Origin of the sequence: Stenotrophomonas sp. 610A2, assembly GCF_030549615.1 — a bacterium.
GTDB lineage: Bacteria > Pseudomonadota > Gammaproteobacteria > Xanthomonadales > Xanthomonadaceae > Stenotrophomonas > Stenotrophomonas pigmentata.
In genome coordinates, this window is the sequence record NZ_CP130832.1 from 2,193,704 (window position 1) to 2,208,701 (window position 14,998).

Annotated in this window: 13 protein-coding genes; 8 read left to right on the forward strand and 5 right to left on the reverse strand. The window is 64.9% G+C overall.

Annotation, left to right across the window (positions count from 1 at the left end; translation table 11 throughout):
* Positions 1 to 14: 14 nt before the first annotated feature.
* The 5 genes from yeiP to Q5Z11_RS09970 all read right to left on the reverse strand — a co-directional run bounded on the left by yeiP (position 15) and on the right by Q5Z11_RS09970 (position 5,848).
* Complete coding sequence (yeiP, locus tag Q5Z11_RS09950; protein ID WP_303749831.1) at positions 15 to 581, reverse strand: elongation factor P-like protein YeiP; 567 nt, start codon at positions 579 to 581, stop codon at positions 15 to 17.
* A gap of 118 nt (positions 582 to 699) precedes the next feature.
* Positions 700 to 1,470, reverse strand: a complete 771-nt coding sequence (locus Q5Z11_RS09955) for an SDR family NAD(P)-dependent oxidoreductase (protein ID WP_303749832.1) — start codon at positions 1,468 to 1,470, stop codon at positions 700 to 702.
* A 98-nt stretch (positions 1,471 to 1,568) separates the two neighbouring features.
* Positions 1,569 to 4,121 carry a sensor domain-containing protein gene (locus Q5Z11_RS09960; RefSeq protein WP_303749833.1) on the reverse strand — a complete coding sequence of 851 codons (2,553 nt, stop codon included), beginning with the start codon at positions 4,119 to 4,121 and terminating at the stop codon, positions 1,569 to 1,571.
* Positions 4,118 to 5,011: a hydroxymethylglutaryl-CoA lyase gene (locus Q5Z11_RS09965; RefSeq protein ID WP_303749834.1), complete on the reverse strand. Its 894-nt coding sequence runs from the start codon at positions 5,009 to 5,011 to the stop codon at positions 4,118 to 4,120. The genes Q5Z11_RS09960 and Q5Z11_RS09965 overlap by 4 nt, the downstream gene beginning before the upstream one ends.
* Before the next feature lie 48 nt (positions 5,012 to 5,059).
* Entirely contained in the window at positions 5,060 to 5,848 is a 789-nt protein-coding gene (locus Q5Z11_RS09970) for an enoyl-CoA hydratase-related protein (protein ID WP_303749835.1), read from the reverse strand.
* 124 nt (positions 5,849 to 5,972) lie between these two features.
* Between Q5Z11_RS09970 and Q5Z11_RS09975 the strand changes: the two genes are divergently transcribed.
* The 8 genes from Q5Z11_RS09975 to greA all read left to right on the forward strand — a co-directional run bounded on the left by Q5Z11_RS09975 (position 5,973) and on the right by greA (position 14,997).
* Positions 5,973 to 6,221: a FeoA family protein gene (locus Q5Z11_RS09975; RefSeq protein ID WP_282270780.1), complete on the forward strand. Its 249-nt coding sequence runs from the start codon at positions 5,973 to 5,975 to the stop codon at positions 6,219 to 6,221.
* Positions 6,218 to 8,074 (forward strand): ferrous iron transport protein B, encoded by a 1,857-nt coding sequence (feoB, locus tag Q5Z11_RS09980; RefSeq protein ID WP_303749836.1) that lies wholly within the window; start codon positions 6,218 to 6,220, stop codon positions 8,072 to 8,074. The genes Q5Z11_RS09975 and feoB overlap by 4 nt, the downstream gene beginning before the upstream one ends.
* Positions 8,074 to 8,328, forward strand: a complete 255-nt coding sequence (locus tag Q5Z11_RS09985; RefSeq protein WP_303749837.1) for a DUF6587 family protein — start codon at positions 8,074 to 8,076, stop codon at positions 8,326 to 8,328. The genes feoB and Q5Z11_RS09985 overlap by 1 nt, the downstream gene beginning before the upstream one ends.
* Before the next feature lie 242 nt (positions 8,329 to 8,570).
* Positions 8,571 to 9,302, forward strand: a complete 732-nt coding sequence (gene dapB / locus Q5Z11_RS09990) for a 4-hydroxy-tetrahydrodipicolinate reductase (RefSeq protein ID WP_303749838.1) — start codon at positions 8,571 to 8,573, stop codon at positions 9,300 to 9,302.
* Positions 9,303 to 9,539: 237 nt separating this feature from the next.
* Entirely contained in the window at positions 9,540 to 10,670 is a 1,131-nt protein-coding gene (gene carA / locus Q5Z11_RS09995; protein WP_303749839.1) for a glutamine-hydrolyzing carbamoyl-phosphate synthase small subunit, read from the forward strand.
* Positions 10,667 to 11,227, forward strand: a complete 561-nt coding sequence (locus Q5Z11_RS10000; RefSeq protein ID WP_303749840.1) for a DUF2059 domain-containing protein — start codon at positions 10,667 to 10,669, stop codon at positions 11,225 to 11,227. The genes carA and Q5Z11_RS10000 overlap by 4 nt, the downstream gene beginning before the upstream one ends.
* A gap of 54 nt (positions 11,228 to 11,281) precedes the next feature.
* Positions 11,282 to 14,524, forward strand: a complete 3,243-nt coding sequence (gene carB, locus Q5Z11_RS10005) for a carbamoyl-phosphate synthase large subunit (protein WP_303749841.1) — start codon at positions 11,282 to 11,284, stop codon at positions 14,522 to 14,524.
* Entirely contained in the window at positions 14,521 to 14,997 is a 477-nt protein-coding gene (gene greA / locus Q5Z11_RS10010) for a transcription elongation factor GreA (RefSeq protein ID WP_303749842.1), read from the forward strand. Before carB ends, greA begins: the two co-directional genes overlap by 4 nt.
* The last annotated feature ends 1 nt before the right edge of the window (position 14,998 follow it).

Here is a 14,998-nt window from a genome sequence, read left to right on the forward strand (position 1 = left end):
GAGGCTGCGGTCAATCAATCGGCGCGGCCGCCGAACTCGCCGGTGGTGGTGTTCACCAGGATGCGTTCGCCGTTGACGATGTACTCCGGCACCATGATTTCCAGGCCGGTGTTGAGCTTGGCCGGCTTCGGGCGCTTGGTCGCGGTGCCGCCCTTCAGTTCCGGCGGGGTCTCAACCACTTCCAGGGTCACGTGCTGCGGCAGCTGGATCGCGACCGGCTGGTCGTCGATGACCTGCACGAAGATGCCGTTCAGGCCTTCGGTGATGTAACCGGCGTCGTCGCCGATCACGTCCGCGTCCAGCGTGTACGGGGTGTAGTCCTCGTCATCCATGAACACGAAGGCATCGCCGTCCATGTAGGAGAAGGTGGACTGGCGACGCAGCAGCTCGACTTCCGGCAGGTTGTCATCGGCATCGAAGCTGGCATCGAGCTTGTTGCCGCCCGGCACGCTGTACATGATGAAACGGAAGCGGACGTTGCCGCCGCGGCCCTGCGGCGAGCTGCGCTCGATGTCGCGGATCTGGTAGACGCCGTTGTTGTACTCGACGACGTTGCCTTTCTTGATGTCGTTGGCTTTCATGGATTGAGCGCTGGTATCAGGGAATCGGGATGGGAGATTCGCAAAACCAGAAGCGGGTCCCGGGGCTGATCGGGTAGCGCTTTCGCGCCGTTCCGAGTCCCCAGGCCCCGCTCCGGAGTCACTTCGGTGCCAAACGTACGGCGCCGTCGAGGCGAATAGTCTCACCGTTGAGGTAGGTATTGCCAATGATGTGGCCGACCAGGCTGGCGAAATCGGCCGGCTGGCCCAGACGCGACGGGAACGGGATGGAGGCGGCCAGCGATTCCTGCACGTTCGGCGGCATGCCGTCGACCATCGGGGTCCAGAACACGCCCGGGGCAATGGTCAGTACGCGGATGCCGAAGCGCGACAGCTCGCGGGCCATCGGCAGGGTCATGCCGACCACGCCGCCCTTGGAGGCGGAATAGGCGGCCTGGCCGATCTGGCCCTCGTAAGCAGCCACCGAGGCGGTGTTGATGATCACGCCACGCTCGCCGTCGGCATTGGCCTCGTTGTGCTGCATCAGCTCGGCCGCGGCCTTGGCGACGTTGAAGCTGCCGACCAGGTTGACCATCACCGTGGTCTGGAAGTTGGCCAGCGGCATTGCTGCCTCGCGGCCGAGCACGCGGCCGGCGCCAAGAATGCCGGCGCAGTTCATCACCACGTTCAGTCCGCCCAGGAACTCGCGGGCGGCGGCCAGATTGGCGGCGACTCCGGCTTCGTCGGTGACATTGGTGGTGAAGTAGCGGGCATTGTCGGCGCCCAGTTCGGCGACCGCTGCGGCGCCCTTTTCATCATTGAGGTCGAACAGGGCGACCTTGCCGCCATTGGCGACCAGGAACTGGGCGACACCGAGGCCAAGCCCGGAAACACCGCCGGTGATGACGGCACGAACGAAAGACAGCTGCATTGGAACAATCCTGCTGAGTGATCCGCCGATTCTAGCCGATGCCGGTCCGCGTCCAGTTGGCACGATCAGACCTGCAGCGGCTGTCCCGCTACACCGGCTCAGGCCATCTGCCGGCTGAAGTCGGGAGGCGACAGGCCGGGCGCGAACAGGAAGCCCTGGCCGACAGGAACGCCGAGCCCAAGCAGGAACTGGCGCTGCGCCTCCGACTCGATGCCCTCGGCAACCAGGCCCAGCCCCAGGCTGCGGGCGATGCCGCAGACTGCTTCGCAGACGGCGACATCGGAGGGGTTGTCGGGCACGCCGCTGATGAACAGCTGGCTGAGCTTGAGGCCGTGGATGGGCAGGGTGCGCAGGTAGTTCAGTGCGCTATAGCCTTCGCCGAAGTCGTCGATGGTCAGTATCACGCCCATGGCGCGCAGCTCGGCAAAGGTGCGCAGGGTGGCGGGGGCGTCCTCGATCAGCACCCGCTCGGTGAACTCCAGCTCCAGCGCGCTGCCGGGCAGGTTGTAGTGGTCCAACACCTCGCGCACCTGCCGCGCAAGGCGGTCGCCGCTGAACTGGCGGTAGGAGACATTGATCGCCACCCGCATCATGCCCAGGCCTTCGTTATGCCATTCGCGGATCTGCCGGCAGGCCTGGTGCAGCACCCATTCGCCGATGCGGACGATGTCGCCGGTGTTCTCGGCGTGGCTGATGAAGATATCCGGGCGCAGCTCGCCGAGCTGGCGGTTGCGCCAGCGGATCAAGGCCTCGCAAGCAATGGTCTGGCCGCTGCGCAGGTCCACCTGCGGTTGGTAGACCAGGCGGAATTCGTCACGGTCCAGTGCCTTGCGCAGGCGTCGCTCGATCTGCAGGCGGTCCTTCTGGCGTCGCGCCAGTTCCGGCGAGAACAGCTGCCAGCCATTGCGGTCGCGGCGCTTGCACTCGTACATGGCCAGGTCGGCATTCTGGATCAGCTGCTGCGGGCGCAGGCCGTCCTGCGGCGCGCGCGCAATGCCAATGCTGGTGGTGACCGGGAACTCGTCCTTGCCGAACTGGAACGGCGGGATGAAGGCACGGGTGATGGCTTCGGCCAGCTTCTCGGGCCGTCCGGGCAGGTCGCGGGCATCGCAGGTGACCACGAACTCATCGCCGCCAAAGCGGGCCAGCAGGCCCTCGGTGCCGATGGCATCGGCAATGCGGCGGGTGGCTTCGATCAACAGCAGATCGCCGGCGTTGTGGCCGAGCACGTCGTTGACGGTCTTGAACCGGTCCAGGTCGATGTAGAGCACTGCAACCCCGGCATGCGAGGGGTTGCTCAGCCGTGCTTCCAGATCGGTGAGCGCGGCATCGCGGTTCATGATGCCGGTCAGCGGATCGGTGCGGGCCTGGTTCTTGAGGGTCTGCTCGGCGTGCTTGGGCTCGGTGATGTCCTGCAAGGTGCCGGCGATACGGGTGGAGGCCAGGTCGCCGAGCTCCACTTCGCCGATCATCCGGATCCAGAAGCTGTGGCCGCTGGCGCGTTGGCCCTGCAGTTCCAGTTCGAAGCCGGTGCGCTGCTCGATGACGCCCTCCATGGCCTCGCGCAGCTGTTGGCGCGACAGGCTGTTGAGGCAGGCCAGCAGTTGTTCGAGGTCGGTGGGCGGCGATTGCTGGCCGAGAATGCGCTGTGCCTCGCCGGTGAGGTAAAGGTGCTGCTGGCCCCGATCCCACTCCCAGCCGCCGATATGCGCCAGCGACTGGGCGCGGTCGAACAGGGCGTGGTCGCGCTTGAGTTCGGTGATGTCGCTGAACAGTGAGAACACGTGGTCCGGAAGATCACAGCCGGCCGAGAACACCGGTACGGTGGTGATCGAGATCCAGATCATCCGCCCATTGGGGCGGTAGTACAGGCCGATGATGGTGCTGCGGATGATCTTGCCTTCGGCAAACGCGCGGGTCACCGGCCATTGTTCGGGGCGCAGCCGGCGACCGTGCTCATCAACGCTGATCCACTCGTCGCTGGCCAGCGGCACCTTGGCCGGGACGGCGCTGCTCAGGTTGAAGATGCGGTGGGCGGCCGGGTTGGCGGAGATGATGCCGAGGTGGCGGTCGAACAGCATCACCCCCTTGTCGATGGACTCCAGCAGCAGGCGGTAGCGGGTTTCGGCCTGCCAGCGGCGGCTCAGGTCACGGGCGACGGCCACGATGCAGTGTTCGCCATCATGCTCGATGGTGGCCGAGTGCACCTCCACCGGGAAGCGGCTGCCGTCGCCGCGCATGTTGGTGACTTCCACCACATAGGTTTCGCCACGGTTGAGGGTTTCCCAGACCGGCTCCAGATGGTCGGCGGGCAGGTCGGGATTGAGCAGCTCGATGGGCTGGCCGACGATTTCTTCGCGGGTGCGGCCATAGGCACGGACGCCGGCGCTGTTGACGTCCAGCACCACGCCGGTGGCGCTGAGGATGCTGACCGGGTCGGGTACTGCGTCGAACAGGGCGGCATAGCGGCGTTGCGCTACCCGTCGCTCGGCCATGGCTTCGCTCAAGGCCGAGCGTGCAGCCAGCAAGGCCTGTTGCAGGCCAAGTGGAAGCGGTTGCTGTAATGCCCGTTCCAGTCCAGCCAGCGCGTCGACATGCGCGGCGCGATGATCGCCGTCGTCAGGTACACCAAGCTGGCCGGTTCCGGTCATGACACTGTCAATGCCCTTCCTGTCTTGCTGCCTGTCTGCCGGCCCAGTCGTTCTGCGAGCCAGTTCCCCGTTGCGGCAAGCGCCGGCAGATCCACGCCGGTACGCATCCCCATGCCGTGCAGCATGTAAATAACATCTTCGCTGGCGACATTACCACTAGCACCGCGTGCATAGGGGCAGCCGCCGGTGCCGGCGACGGCCGAATCCACCACCCGTACGCCTTCTTCCAGGCAGCTGGCGATATTGGCCAGTGCCTGCCCGTAGGTGTCATGGAAGTGCACGGCAAGGGCTGCAACCGGCACTTCCGCGGCCACGGCCTGCAACATTGCGCGGGCCTTGTGGGGAGTTCCGACGCCGATGGTGTCGCCCAGCGATATCTCGTAGCAGCCCATGGCATGCAGGCGGCGCGCGACGCGCACCACATCGGCCAGCGGCACCTCGCCCTGATACGGGCAGCCAAGTACGGTGGAGACATAGCCGCGCACCTGCACTCCATCGGCCTTGGCCCGGGCCAGGATCGGCTCGAAACGCTGCAGCGATTCATCAATTCCGGCATTGGTATTGGTGCGGTTGAACTGCTCGGACGCCGCGGTGAACACGGCAACTTCGCTGACGCCTACCGCCAGTGCGCGTTCGTAACCCTGTTCGTTGGGTACCAACACCGGGTAGCTCACACCTGGCCTGCGCTGTATGCCGGTAAACACCTCGGCGGCATCGGCCAACTGTGGCACCCACTTCGGGCTGACGAAGCTGGTGGCTTCGATGCTGCGCAGGCCGGTCGCCGAGAGCCGGTCGATCAGCTCGATCTTGTCGGTGGTTGCAACCTGTTGTTTCTCATTCTGCAGGCCGTCACGCGGGCCTACTTCGACGATACGGACGAAATCATTCATTGAGCGGTCTTTGACTGGAGGCGGGCGCGGGCGGTTCGAGGGCAAGGCTTACTGTGCGGCCCAGCGGGGGGGGCGCTTCTCAAGGAAGGCGGTCAAGCCTTCGCGGCCTTCGTCGGAAGCGCGCAGGGCGGCGATCAGGCCGGCATTGGCGCGGTCCAGTCCATCGCGGTCACCGATGGCGGCGTGCACCTCGCGGACCAGGATCTTGGCCGAGGCAGCCGCAACTGGACCTGCCTTGCTGAGCAGGCTGAGTTGGGCTTGCACCGCGGCATCCAGTGCATCGGCGGCGACCACCTGATGAACCAGGCCGATCTGCTGTGCGGTGGTGGCATCGAAGTGCTCGCCGGTAGCGAACCAGCGCCGTGCCTGGCGTGGGCCGATCGCGGCAATGACATAGGGGGAGATCACCGCTGGCAGCAGGCCAAGGCGGCTTTCGGTCAGGCCGAAGCGGGCGCCTTCGGCAGCAATGGCGATATCGCAGCAGGCGATCAGGCCGACACCGCCGCCGAAGGCAGCGCCCTGAATGCGGGCGATGGTCGGCTTGGGCAATTCATCCAGGGTACGCATCAGCCCTGCCAGTGCCAGCGAGTCGATGCGGTTCTCCTCCTGGCTGGCGGTAGCCATGGACCGCATCCACTGTAGGTCGGCACCGGCCGAGAAGGACGGCCCGGTGCTGGCCAACACCACGGTCCGTACGGCCGGGTCGGCACCAAGGTTGGACAGGGTTTCGGTCAGGGAACGGATCAGCGCCGCGTCGAAGGCGTTGTGCAGGTCCGGCCGGTTCATGGAAAGGGTCGCCACCGCGCCCTGGTGCTGCACGAGCAATGCATCGCTCATCGGTAATGCCTGTTTGAACGGAAATCCCGCGAATCATAGCGGTGCAGGGGTGGGACGCCATGACGCAGCGCGGCGATGCTAGAATTGATAACCATTCTTATCACCACTCCATAGGCGCTATTCAGTGACGTTGTCAGATTTGCCGCTGCATGCTTCAGCGCGCGTAGAAAGCGTTCAGGACCTGCATGCAAACGATGCGATCGCGCGCCGTCTGCGCGAGCTGGGTTTTGTGAACGGAGAGGAAGTCCGCTTGGTTGCACGTGGTCCGGTCGGCGGTGAGCCGCTGCTGTTCCAGGTGGGTTTTACCCGTTTTGCGCTGCGCCGTAGCGAGGCCGCGCGCGTCCAGATCAGCGCCGAAGGAGCACAGGCATGAGTACCGCTATTGCCCGGTTGGCGTTGGTTGGCAACCCGAACAGCGGCAAGACCGCACTATTCAACCAGCTGACCGGCAGCCGCCAGAAGGTGGCCAACTACACCGGCGTCACCGTCGAGCGCAAGGAAGGCCGCATGCGTGGGCCGTCCGGGCAGGAGTACGCGGTGCTGGACCTGCCGGGCGCCTACAGCCTGCACCCGGCCAGCCTGGATGAAGCCATCACCCGCGACCTCTGCCGGGGTTTCTACCCGGGTGAGGCTGCCCCGGATGCCCTGATCTGCGTGATCGACGCCACCAACCTGCGTCTGCACCTGCGCTTTGCGCTGGAAGTGCGCGAGCTCGGCAAGCCGATGGTGGTGGCCCTGAACATGGTCGATGCGGCCCGCAAGCGTGGCATCGAGATCGACGTGCCGGCGCTGGAGAAGGCGCTGGGCGTACCGGTGGTGGAAACCGTCGCGGTGCGTCACAACGGCGCGCGCGCGCTGGTCGAGCGCATCGATACGCTGATGCCAAAGCTCGACGCCATGCCGGTGCATGCGGCCGAGCCTGGCGCCGATTACCACGCGCAGGTACGCGACATCCTGGCTTCGGCCGTGCGCATGCCTGCGCCCACCGCAAAAGTGGATGACGCGCTGGACCGTTGGTTGCTGCACCCGGTTTTCGGTCTGCTGACCCTGGCCGTGGTCATGTTCCTGATCTTCCAGGCGGTGTATGCCTGGGCCACGCCGTTGATGGATGGCATCGAGGCGGCCTTCGGCTGGCTCGGGCCGGTGGTGGCCGAGAAGCTGCCGGAAGGGCCGCTGAGCAGCCTGCTGGTGGACGGCATCATTGCCGGCGTAGGTGGCGTGCTGGTGTTCCTGCCACAGATCCTGATCCTGTTCGCCTTCATCCTGGCGCTGGAGGAATCCGGTTACCTGCCGCGCGCTGCCTTCCTGCTGGATCGGATGATGGCTTCGGCCGGCTTGTCCGGGCGTTCGTTCATTCCGCTGCTGTCCAGCTTCGCCTGTGCGGTGCCGGGCATCATGTCGACCCGTTCCATCCAGGACCCGCGTGATCGCCTGGCGACCATACTGGTGGCGCCGCTGATGACCTGCTCGGCACGCCTGCCGGTGTATGCCTTGCTGATTGGCGCCTTCATCCCGGCCAAGACCGTGTGGGGCGTGTTCAACCAGCAGGGCCTGGTGCTGTTCTCGCTGTATGTGGCGGGTATCCTCAGCGCCCTGGTGATGTCGTGGACGATGAAGAAGTTCCGTCGCGACAAGAGCGAGCACCCCTTGATGCTGGAGTTGCCGTCGTACCGCCTGCCGAATCCGCGCGACCTGCTGGTCGGCTTGTACGAGCGCGCGATGATCTTCCTCAAGCGCGTGGGCGGCATCATCCTGTCGCTGACCATCCTGCTGTGGTTCCTGCTGTCGTATCCGGGCGCACCCGAGAACGCGACCATGCCGGCCATCGATTACAGCTTCGCCGGCCAGATCGGCCACGCGATGGCGGTGATCTTCGCCCCGCTGGGCTTCAACTGGCAGATCTGCATCGCCTTGATTCCGGGCATGGGTGCGCGTGAAGTGGCGGTGTCTTCGCTGGCCACGATCTACGCCTTGTCGGCTGCCGATGACGATGCCGCGATCCAGGCGCTGACGCCGGTGATCAGCGATGGCTGGACCCTGGCGACCGGTTTGTCGCTGATGGTGTGGTTCATCTACGCGCCGATGTGCATCTCAACCCTGGCTACCATCAAGCGCGAGACCAACTCGTGGAAGCAGATGGCGTTCGCCACGGTCTACCTGTTCGGCGCGGCCTATCTGGCCGCCTTCGTCACCTACCAGGTGGCGGTGGCGCTGGGAGCCGGCTGATGGACAAGGGCCTGCTGCTGCAATACCTGATCATCGCCCTGGCGGTGCTGGTCAGTGCCTGGGTTGTGCTGAAGAAGCAGTTCCCGGGCGTGTTGCGCAAGCTGCGAGGCCTGTTGGCGCTATGGCTGGTGAAGCCGCAGCGTTCGCCCCGGCTGCAGGCCTGGGGGCGGCGCCTGGCACCGCCGGCGGCCAGTGCTGCGGGTGCGTGTGGTGGCTGCAACAGCTGCGGGCCGAGCGAGCCCAAGCAGCACTGAGGGACTCGCGGCATTTAAGTGAGACAGGAACCGATGTCAGATAGCTGGCATCGGTTTTTTTTTGTGGGAGCGGCGTAAGCCGCGAAGCTTGAACGCCATCAGATTGCAGGGATGTGTTGGGTCCCCGGCAATGTCTGCTTCGCGGCTTACGCCGCTCCCACAAGAGCTGGATTCGGCGCTGCGTTGCGTAAACGCGCGCTGTGCGCTTGTGTGTTGGGCTGCTGAAGCGTTAGCGTGCCGGCATGAATACGACTCCGACCCGTTTGCTGATCCATGGTGCCTCCGGGCGCATGGGCCAAGCCCTGCTGCGCATCGCGGCAGAAGATTCCTCGCTGCAGGTGGTTGCCGCCGTGGTGCGTAAACCGCCGATACAGCGTGTGATCGACGGTATTCCGCATTTTGCTGCCAGCGAGCTGTCCGCTGCGCCGGCATTCGATGTGGCGATTGATTTCAGCCTGCCGGAGGGTTTTGACCCGGTGCTGGCGCTGTGCGTGGAGCGTGGCGTGGGCCTGGTGTCGGGTACAACCGGCATCAGCGCGGCGCAGCAGGCCGCGTTGGCCGCCGCCGCGAGCAAGATTCCTCTGGTTTGGGCGACAAACTTCAGCCTTGGTGTCGCGGTGCTGGCCGAGCTGGTCGAGCGTGCAGCGGCGGCATTGCCGGGCTGGGACTGCGACATCGTCGAATCCCATCATGTGCACAAGAAGGATGCGCCATCCGGCACCGCACTGACGCTGGGCGAATCGGCCCAGCACGGTGGCGCGGAGCCGCGCTATGCCAGCCTGCGTGCCGGCGACATCATCGGCGAGCATTTCGTGCAGTTCACCGGGCTGGGCGAGCGGGTGGAGCTGGTACACCGCGCCACCAACCGCGACATTTTCGCGCGCGGGGCGCTGCATGCGGCCAAGCAGCTGCGCCAGCGCAGTCCGGGGCAATACCGGGTGCGGGATCTGGTCGGGACGTCCGAGCAGGCCTGAAACAGCTGAATGCGTGGCACATTCCTTCCGGAACATGGCTTTTGTCACCACTGAACAGCTGAAGGGAAGCGCACGGGGCGCTGGCGTTGGTGCCCCCTTGCCTTTACAATTCCGGCTCGCCGAAACACGTTAGCCGGACCGGTTCCCAGACCGCCGTCCGCGCTTTTTTGCAACCGGTTTTTGACCGTGAACGCAGGCGTGGCTTCGGAGTCCCCCGGTAGCCAAAGTGAGATTCCCGTGACCCAAGCCGCAATTCTCGTGCTCGAAGACGGCACCGTATTCGAGGGCGAATCCGTAGGCGCGCCCGGCCTATCCGTGGGTGAGGTGGTGTTCAACACCGCCATGACCGGTTACCAGGAAATGCTGACCGATCCGTCCTACGCCCGGCAGATGATCACCCTGACGTACCCGCATATCGGCAACACCGGTATGAACGACCAGGACGACGAAGCTTCCAAGGTATGGGCATCGGGCCTGATCGTCCGCGACGTTCCGCGCCGCCCGAGCAACTGGCGCAACCAGGTGTCGCTGCAGGATTGGTTGATCCAGCGCGGCGTGGTTGCCATCTCCGGCATCGATACCCGCAAGCTGACCCGCATCCTGCGTGAGCGCGGCGCCCAGAACGGCGCGCTGATGGCTGGTCCCGACATCGATGTCGAGAAGGCACTGGAAGCCGCGCGCAAGTTCCCTGGCCTGAAGGGCATGGATCTGGCCAAGGTGGTCAGCACCGACAAGTCCTACGGTTGGACCGAAGGCCAGCTGGACCTGGACCGCAACGAATTCGTGCGCGCCGAACCGAAGTTCAAGGTTGTGGCTTACGACTTCGGCGTGAAGACCAACATCCTGCGCATGCTGGCCGAGCGCGGCTGCGAGTTGACCGTGGTGCCTGCACAGACCCCGGCTGCTGAAGTACTGGCACTGAAGCCGGACGGCGTGTTCCTGTCCAACGGCCCGGGCGATCCGGAACCCTGCGACTACGCCATCAGCGCGATCAAGACCTTCGTCGAGCAGAAGGTCCCGACCTTCGGTATCTGCCTGGGCCACCAGCTGCTCGGTCTGGCCGCAGGCGCCAAGACCATGAAGATGGGCCACGGCCACCACGGTGCCAACCACCCGGTGCAGGACATCGACGACGGCCGGGTGATGATCACCTCGCAGAACCACGGCTTCGCCATCGACGAAAGCGTGCTGCCTGCCAATGTGCGGGTCACCCATCGCTCGCTGTTCGACCAGACCATCCAGGGCATCGCGCTGACCGATGCGCCGGCGTTCTCCTTCCAGGGGCATCCGGAAGCCTCGCCGGGTCCGCGTGACGTGGCACCGTTGTTTGATCGCTTCATCACCCTGATGGAAGGGGCCAAGGCGTGAGCAAGGCGCGCTGGCTGATGTTGCCGGCGCTGCTGGCCACCTCGGTGGCCAGTGCGGCGCCAGTGACCGCGCAGGAGATCCGCGATCTGCTGCCGCTGACCGGCTTCGAGCGCATGGGCAATGACGCGGCCACGTCCATGTTGGCCAATGTCACGCTCTTCCCGCAGATTCCGGCAGCACAACGCGAGTGCCTGGCCACGCCGATCGGCGAGGTGCTGAATGAAGCACTGGTGGATCGCCTGGTCGCCAATCTTGGCAACGACGGGCAGCAGCACCTCAAGCGCTGGCAAGCGTTCTATTCGAGCCAGGGCGGCAAGCGCATGGTCGCGACCCAGCGCCAGATGATGTACGGCACCGCCTTGCCGGCCGAGTTCGAGGGCGAGCCCAGTGAACTGGAGCGCAAGCAGGTAGGTGAGTTCATGGCCAGCGGCTCCTATGAAGCGTTGGGCGCCGTGCTTGCGGAACTGGGCGAGATGCCTGATGGCCTGCCGCTGCGCCTGAGCGAGCGCATCCAGAGCCAATGCGGTGTCACGATTGATCCAGAAGAGTTTTCCTGATCGACAGCGTGCGATCACTTCCCCCAGACACGCTGTACTGACTTAGAGAAGAAAATGCCAAAGCGCACCGACCTAAAAACCATCCTGATCATCGGCGCCGGCCCGATCGTCATCGGCCAAGCCTGTGAGTTCGACTACTCCGGCGCGCAGGCGTGCAAGGCGCTGCGTGACGAGGGTTACCGCGTGGTGTTGGTGAACTCCAACCCGGCCACGATCATGACCGACCCGGAGATGGCTGATGCCGTCTACATCGAGCCGATCAACTGGCAGACGGTCGAGAAGATCATCGACAAGGAGCGCCCCGACGCGCTGCTGCCGACCATGGGTGGCCAGACCGCGCTGAACTGCGCGCTGGACCTGGCGGACAACGGCGTGCTGGAGAAGTACAACGTCGAACTGATCGGCGCCAAGCGCGAAGCCATCCGCATGGCCGAAGACCGCGAGCTGTTCCGCGTGGCGATGGGCGAGATCGGCCTGGAATGCCCGACCGCCGCCGTCGCCCACACGCTGGAAGAGGCGCTGGAAATCCAGACCCGCGTTGGTTACCCGACCATCATCCGTCCGTCCTTCACTCTTGGCGGCAGCGGCGGCGGCATCGCCTACAACCGCGAAGAGCTGATCGAGATCGTTGGTCGCGGCCTGGAACTGTCGCCGACCACCGAAGTGCTGGTCGAAGAATCGGTGCTGGGCTGGAAGGAATTCGAAATGGAAGTGGTCCGCGACACCGCGGACAACTGCATCATCGTCTGCTCGATCGAGAACCTGGACCCGATGGGCGTGCACACCGGTGACTCGATCACCGTGGCACCGGCGCAGACCTTGACCGACAAGGAATACCAGCGCCTGCGCGATGCCTCCATCGCCGTGCTGCGCAAGATCGGCGTGGATACCGGCGGTTCGAACGTGCAGTTCGGCATCAGCCCGACCACCGGCCGCGTGGTGGTGATCGAGATGAACCCGCGCGTGTCGCGTTCCTCGGCACTGGCCTCCAAGGCCACTGGCTTCCCGATCGCCAAGGTCGCCGCCAAGCTGGCTGTCGGTTACACCCTGGACGAATTGAAGAACGAAATCACCGGCGGCCTGACCCCTGCCTCGTTCGAGCCGTCCATCGACTACGTCGTCACCAAGATTCCGCGCTTTGCCTTCGAGAAGTTCCCGGCCGCCGACGCGCGCCTGACCACCCAGATGAAGTCGGTGGGCGAGGTGATGGCGATGGGCCGCACCTTCAAGGAATCGCTGCAGAAGGCGCTGCGTGGCCTGGAAACCGGCAAGGTCGGCCTCGACCCGACCGAGCTGGACCTGGGCAATGCCGACGACGTCGCCACCATGAAGCGTGAGCTCAAGGCCCCGGGCCCGGAGCGTCTGTTCTACGTGGGCGATGCCTTCCGCACCGGCATGAGCGTGGAAGAAATCTACGGCCTGTCGCACATCGACCCGTGGTTCCTCGACCAGATCGAAGAGATCATCGCTGACGAAAAGCAGGTCCATGCCGAAGGCATCGATTCGCTGAACGCAGCGCGCCTGCGCAAGCTCAAGCGCGCCGGTTTCTCCGACGCTCGCCTGGCACAGCTGACCGGCACCAACGAAGCGGCCATCCGTGCACTGCGTCGCGCCCACAAGGTGCGTCCGGTCTACAAGCGTGTTGACTCCTGCGCCGGCGAGTTCGCCACCGGCACCGCCTACCTGTACTCGACCTACGAGGACGAGTGCGAGGCCGCACCCAGCAACCGCGACAAGATCATGATCCTGGGCGGTGGCCCGAACCGCATCGGCCAGGGCATCGAGTTCGACTACTGCTGCGTGCACGCTGCGCTCGCCCTGCGCGAGGATGGTTTTGAAACCATCATGGTCAACTGCAACCCGGAAACCGTTTCGACCGATTACGACACCTCCGACCGCCTGTACTTCGAGCCGCTGACGCTGGAAGACGTGCTGGAGATCGTCGAGCTGGAGCAGCCCAAGGGCGTGATCGTGCAGTACGGTGGCCAGACCCCGCTGAAGCTGGCGCGAGCGCTGGAAGCCAATGGCGTGCCGGTGATCGGCACCTCGCCGGACTCCATCGACCTGGCCGAAGACCGTGAGCGCTTCCAGCAGCTGGTCGAGAAGCTCGGCCTGAAGCAGCCGCCGAACCGCATTGCCCGCAACGACCAGGAAGCCCTGCTGCTGGCCCGCGAAATCGGCTACCCGCTGGTGGTGCGCCCGAGCTACGTGCTTGGCGGCCGTGCAATGGAAATCGTCTACAGCGAAGCCGACCTGGCCCGCTACGTGCGCGACGCGGTCAAGGTGTCCAACGATTCGCCGGTGCTGCTGGACCACTTCCTCGACGCCGCGGTCGAAGCCGACGTCGACATCATCTGCGACAAGGACGGCAAGGTCCTGATCGGCGGCGTGATGGAGCACATCGAAGAAGCCGGCGTGCACTCCGGTGACTCGTCCTGCTCGCTGCCGCCGTACTCGCTGTCGGCTGAAACCCAGGCCGAACTGCGTCGCCAGGTCACCGAGCTGGCCAAGGCACTGCAGGTCGTCGGCCTGATGAACACCCAGTTCGCGATCCAGGCCGATGCCGATGGCAAGGACGTGATCTACCTGCTGGAAGTCAACCCGCGTGCCTCGCGCACCGTGCCGTTCGTGTCCAAGGCCACCGGCATGGCGCTGGCCAAGATCGCCGCCCGCTGCATGGCCGGCAAGACGCTGGCCGAGCAGGGCGCGACCAAGGAAATCGTGCCGGACTACTACTCGGTGAAGGAAGCGATCTTCCCGTTCGCCAAGTTCCAGGGCGTCGATCCGATCCTCGGGCCGGAGATGCGCTCCACCGGTGAGGTGATGGGTGTAGGCCGTACCTTCAGCGCAGCGTTCGCACGTGCGCAGGAAGCCGGCAGCATCAAGACCCCGCCGGTCGGCAAGGTCTTCATCTCGGTGCGCGACGCTGACAAGCAGCGCGTGATGCCGGCGGTGCAGGGCCTGGTCGAGCGTGGTTATTCGCTGGTGGCTACCCGCGGCACGGCCGCGTGGTTGCAGCAGCACGGTTATACCTGTGACGTCGTCAACAAGGTAGTTGAAGGCCGTCCGCACATCGTGGACAGCATCAAGAATGGCGAGATCGTCTACATCGTCAACACGACCGAAGGCCGTGCTGCGATCAACGACTCGTTCTCGATCCGCCGCGAGGCACTGCAGAACCGCATCACGTATTCCACCACCGTTGCTGGCGCCAAGGCGCTGGTGCAGTCGCTGGAGTTCCGTGGCACCGGTCCGGTGTTGTCGCTGCAGGAACTGCACAAGGAGTTGAATGCATGAGAGCCCCCATCACCATGAAAGGCGCCAAGCGCCTGCGTGACGAGCTGGATCACCTGAAGTCCGAGAAGCGCCCCAAGGTCATCGCCGCCATCGCCGAAGCACGCGAGCACGGTGACCTGAAGGAAAACGCCGAGTACCACGCCGCACGCGAAGAGCAGGGCTTCATCGAAGGCCGCATCAAGCAGCTGGAAGGTGAGTTGTCGCATTCGGAAGTCATCGACATCAGCAAGCTCAACGCCGGCAGCAAGGTGGTGTTCGGCGCAACGGTGACCCTGGCTGACGTCGAGAGCGACGAAGAAAAGCGTTACCAGATCGTCGGTGACCTGGAAGCGGACATCAAGCTGGGCTTGATTGCCATTTCCTCGCCGGTGGCGCGCGCCCTGATCGGCAAGAACGAAGGCGACGCCATCGCCATCGATGCGCCGGCTGGCCAGCGCGAGTACGAAATCGTCAGCGTCGAATACCTCGACTGAC

Excerpts from the sequence above, each read along its gene's own strand:
- yeiP (WP_303749831.1), bottom strand. The coding sequence starts at position 581 with ATGAAAGCCAACGACATCAAGAAAGGCAACGTCGTCGAGTACAACAAC.
- Q5Z11_RS09955 (WP_303749832.1), bottom strand. The coding sequence starts at position 1,470 with ATGCAGCTGTCTTTCGTTCGTGCCGTCATCACCGGCGGTGTTTCCGGG.
- Q5Z11_RS09960 (WP_303749833.1), bottom strand. The coding sequence starts at position 4,121 with ATGACCGGAACCGGCCAGCTTGGTGTACCTGACGACGGCGATCATCGC.
- Q5Z11_RS09965 (WP_303749834.1), bottom strand. The coding sequence starts at position 5,011 with ATGAATGATTTCGTCCGTATCGTCGAAGTAGGCCCGCGTGACGGCCTG.
- Q5Z11_RS09970 (WP_303749835.1), bottom strand. The coding sequence starts at position 5,848 with ATGAGCGATGCATTGCTCGTGCAGCACCAGGGCGCGGTGGCGACCCTT.
- feoB (WP_303749836.1), top strand. The coding sequence starts at position 6,218 with ATGAGTACCGCTATTGCCCGGTTGGCGTTGGTTGGCAACCCGAACAGC.
- Q5Z11_RS09985 (WP_303749837.1), top strand. The coding sequence starts at position 8,074 with ATGGACAAGGGCCTGCTGCTGCAATACCTGATCATCGCCCTGGCGGTG.
- dapB (WP_303749838.1), top strand. The coding sequence starts at position 8,571 with ATGAATACGACTCCGACCCGTTTGCTGATCCATGGTGCCTCCGGGCGC.
- carB (WP_303749841.1), top strand. The coding sequence starts at position 11,282 with ATGCCAAAGCGCACCGACCTAAAAACCATCCTGATCATCGGCGCCGGC.
- greA (WP_303749842.1), top strand. The coding sequence starts at position 14,521 with ATGAGAGCCCCCATCACCATGAAAGGCGCCAAGCGCCTGCGTGACGAG.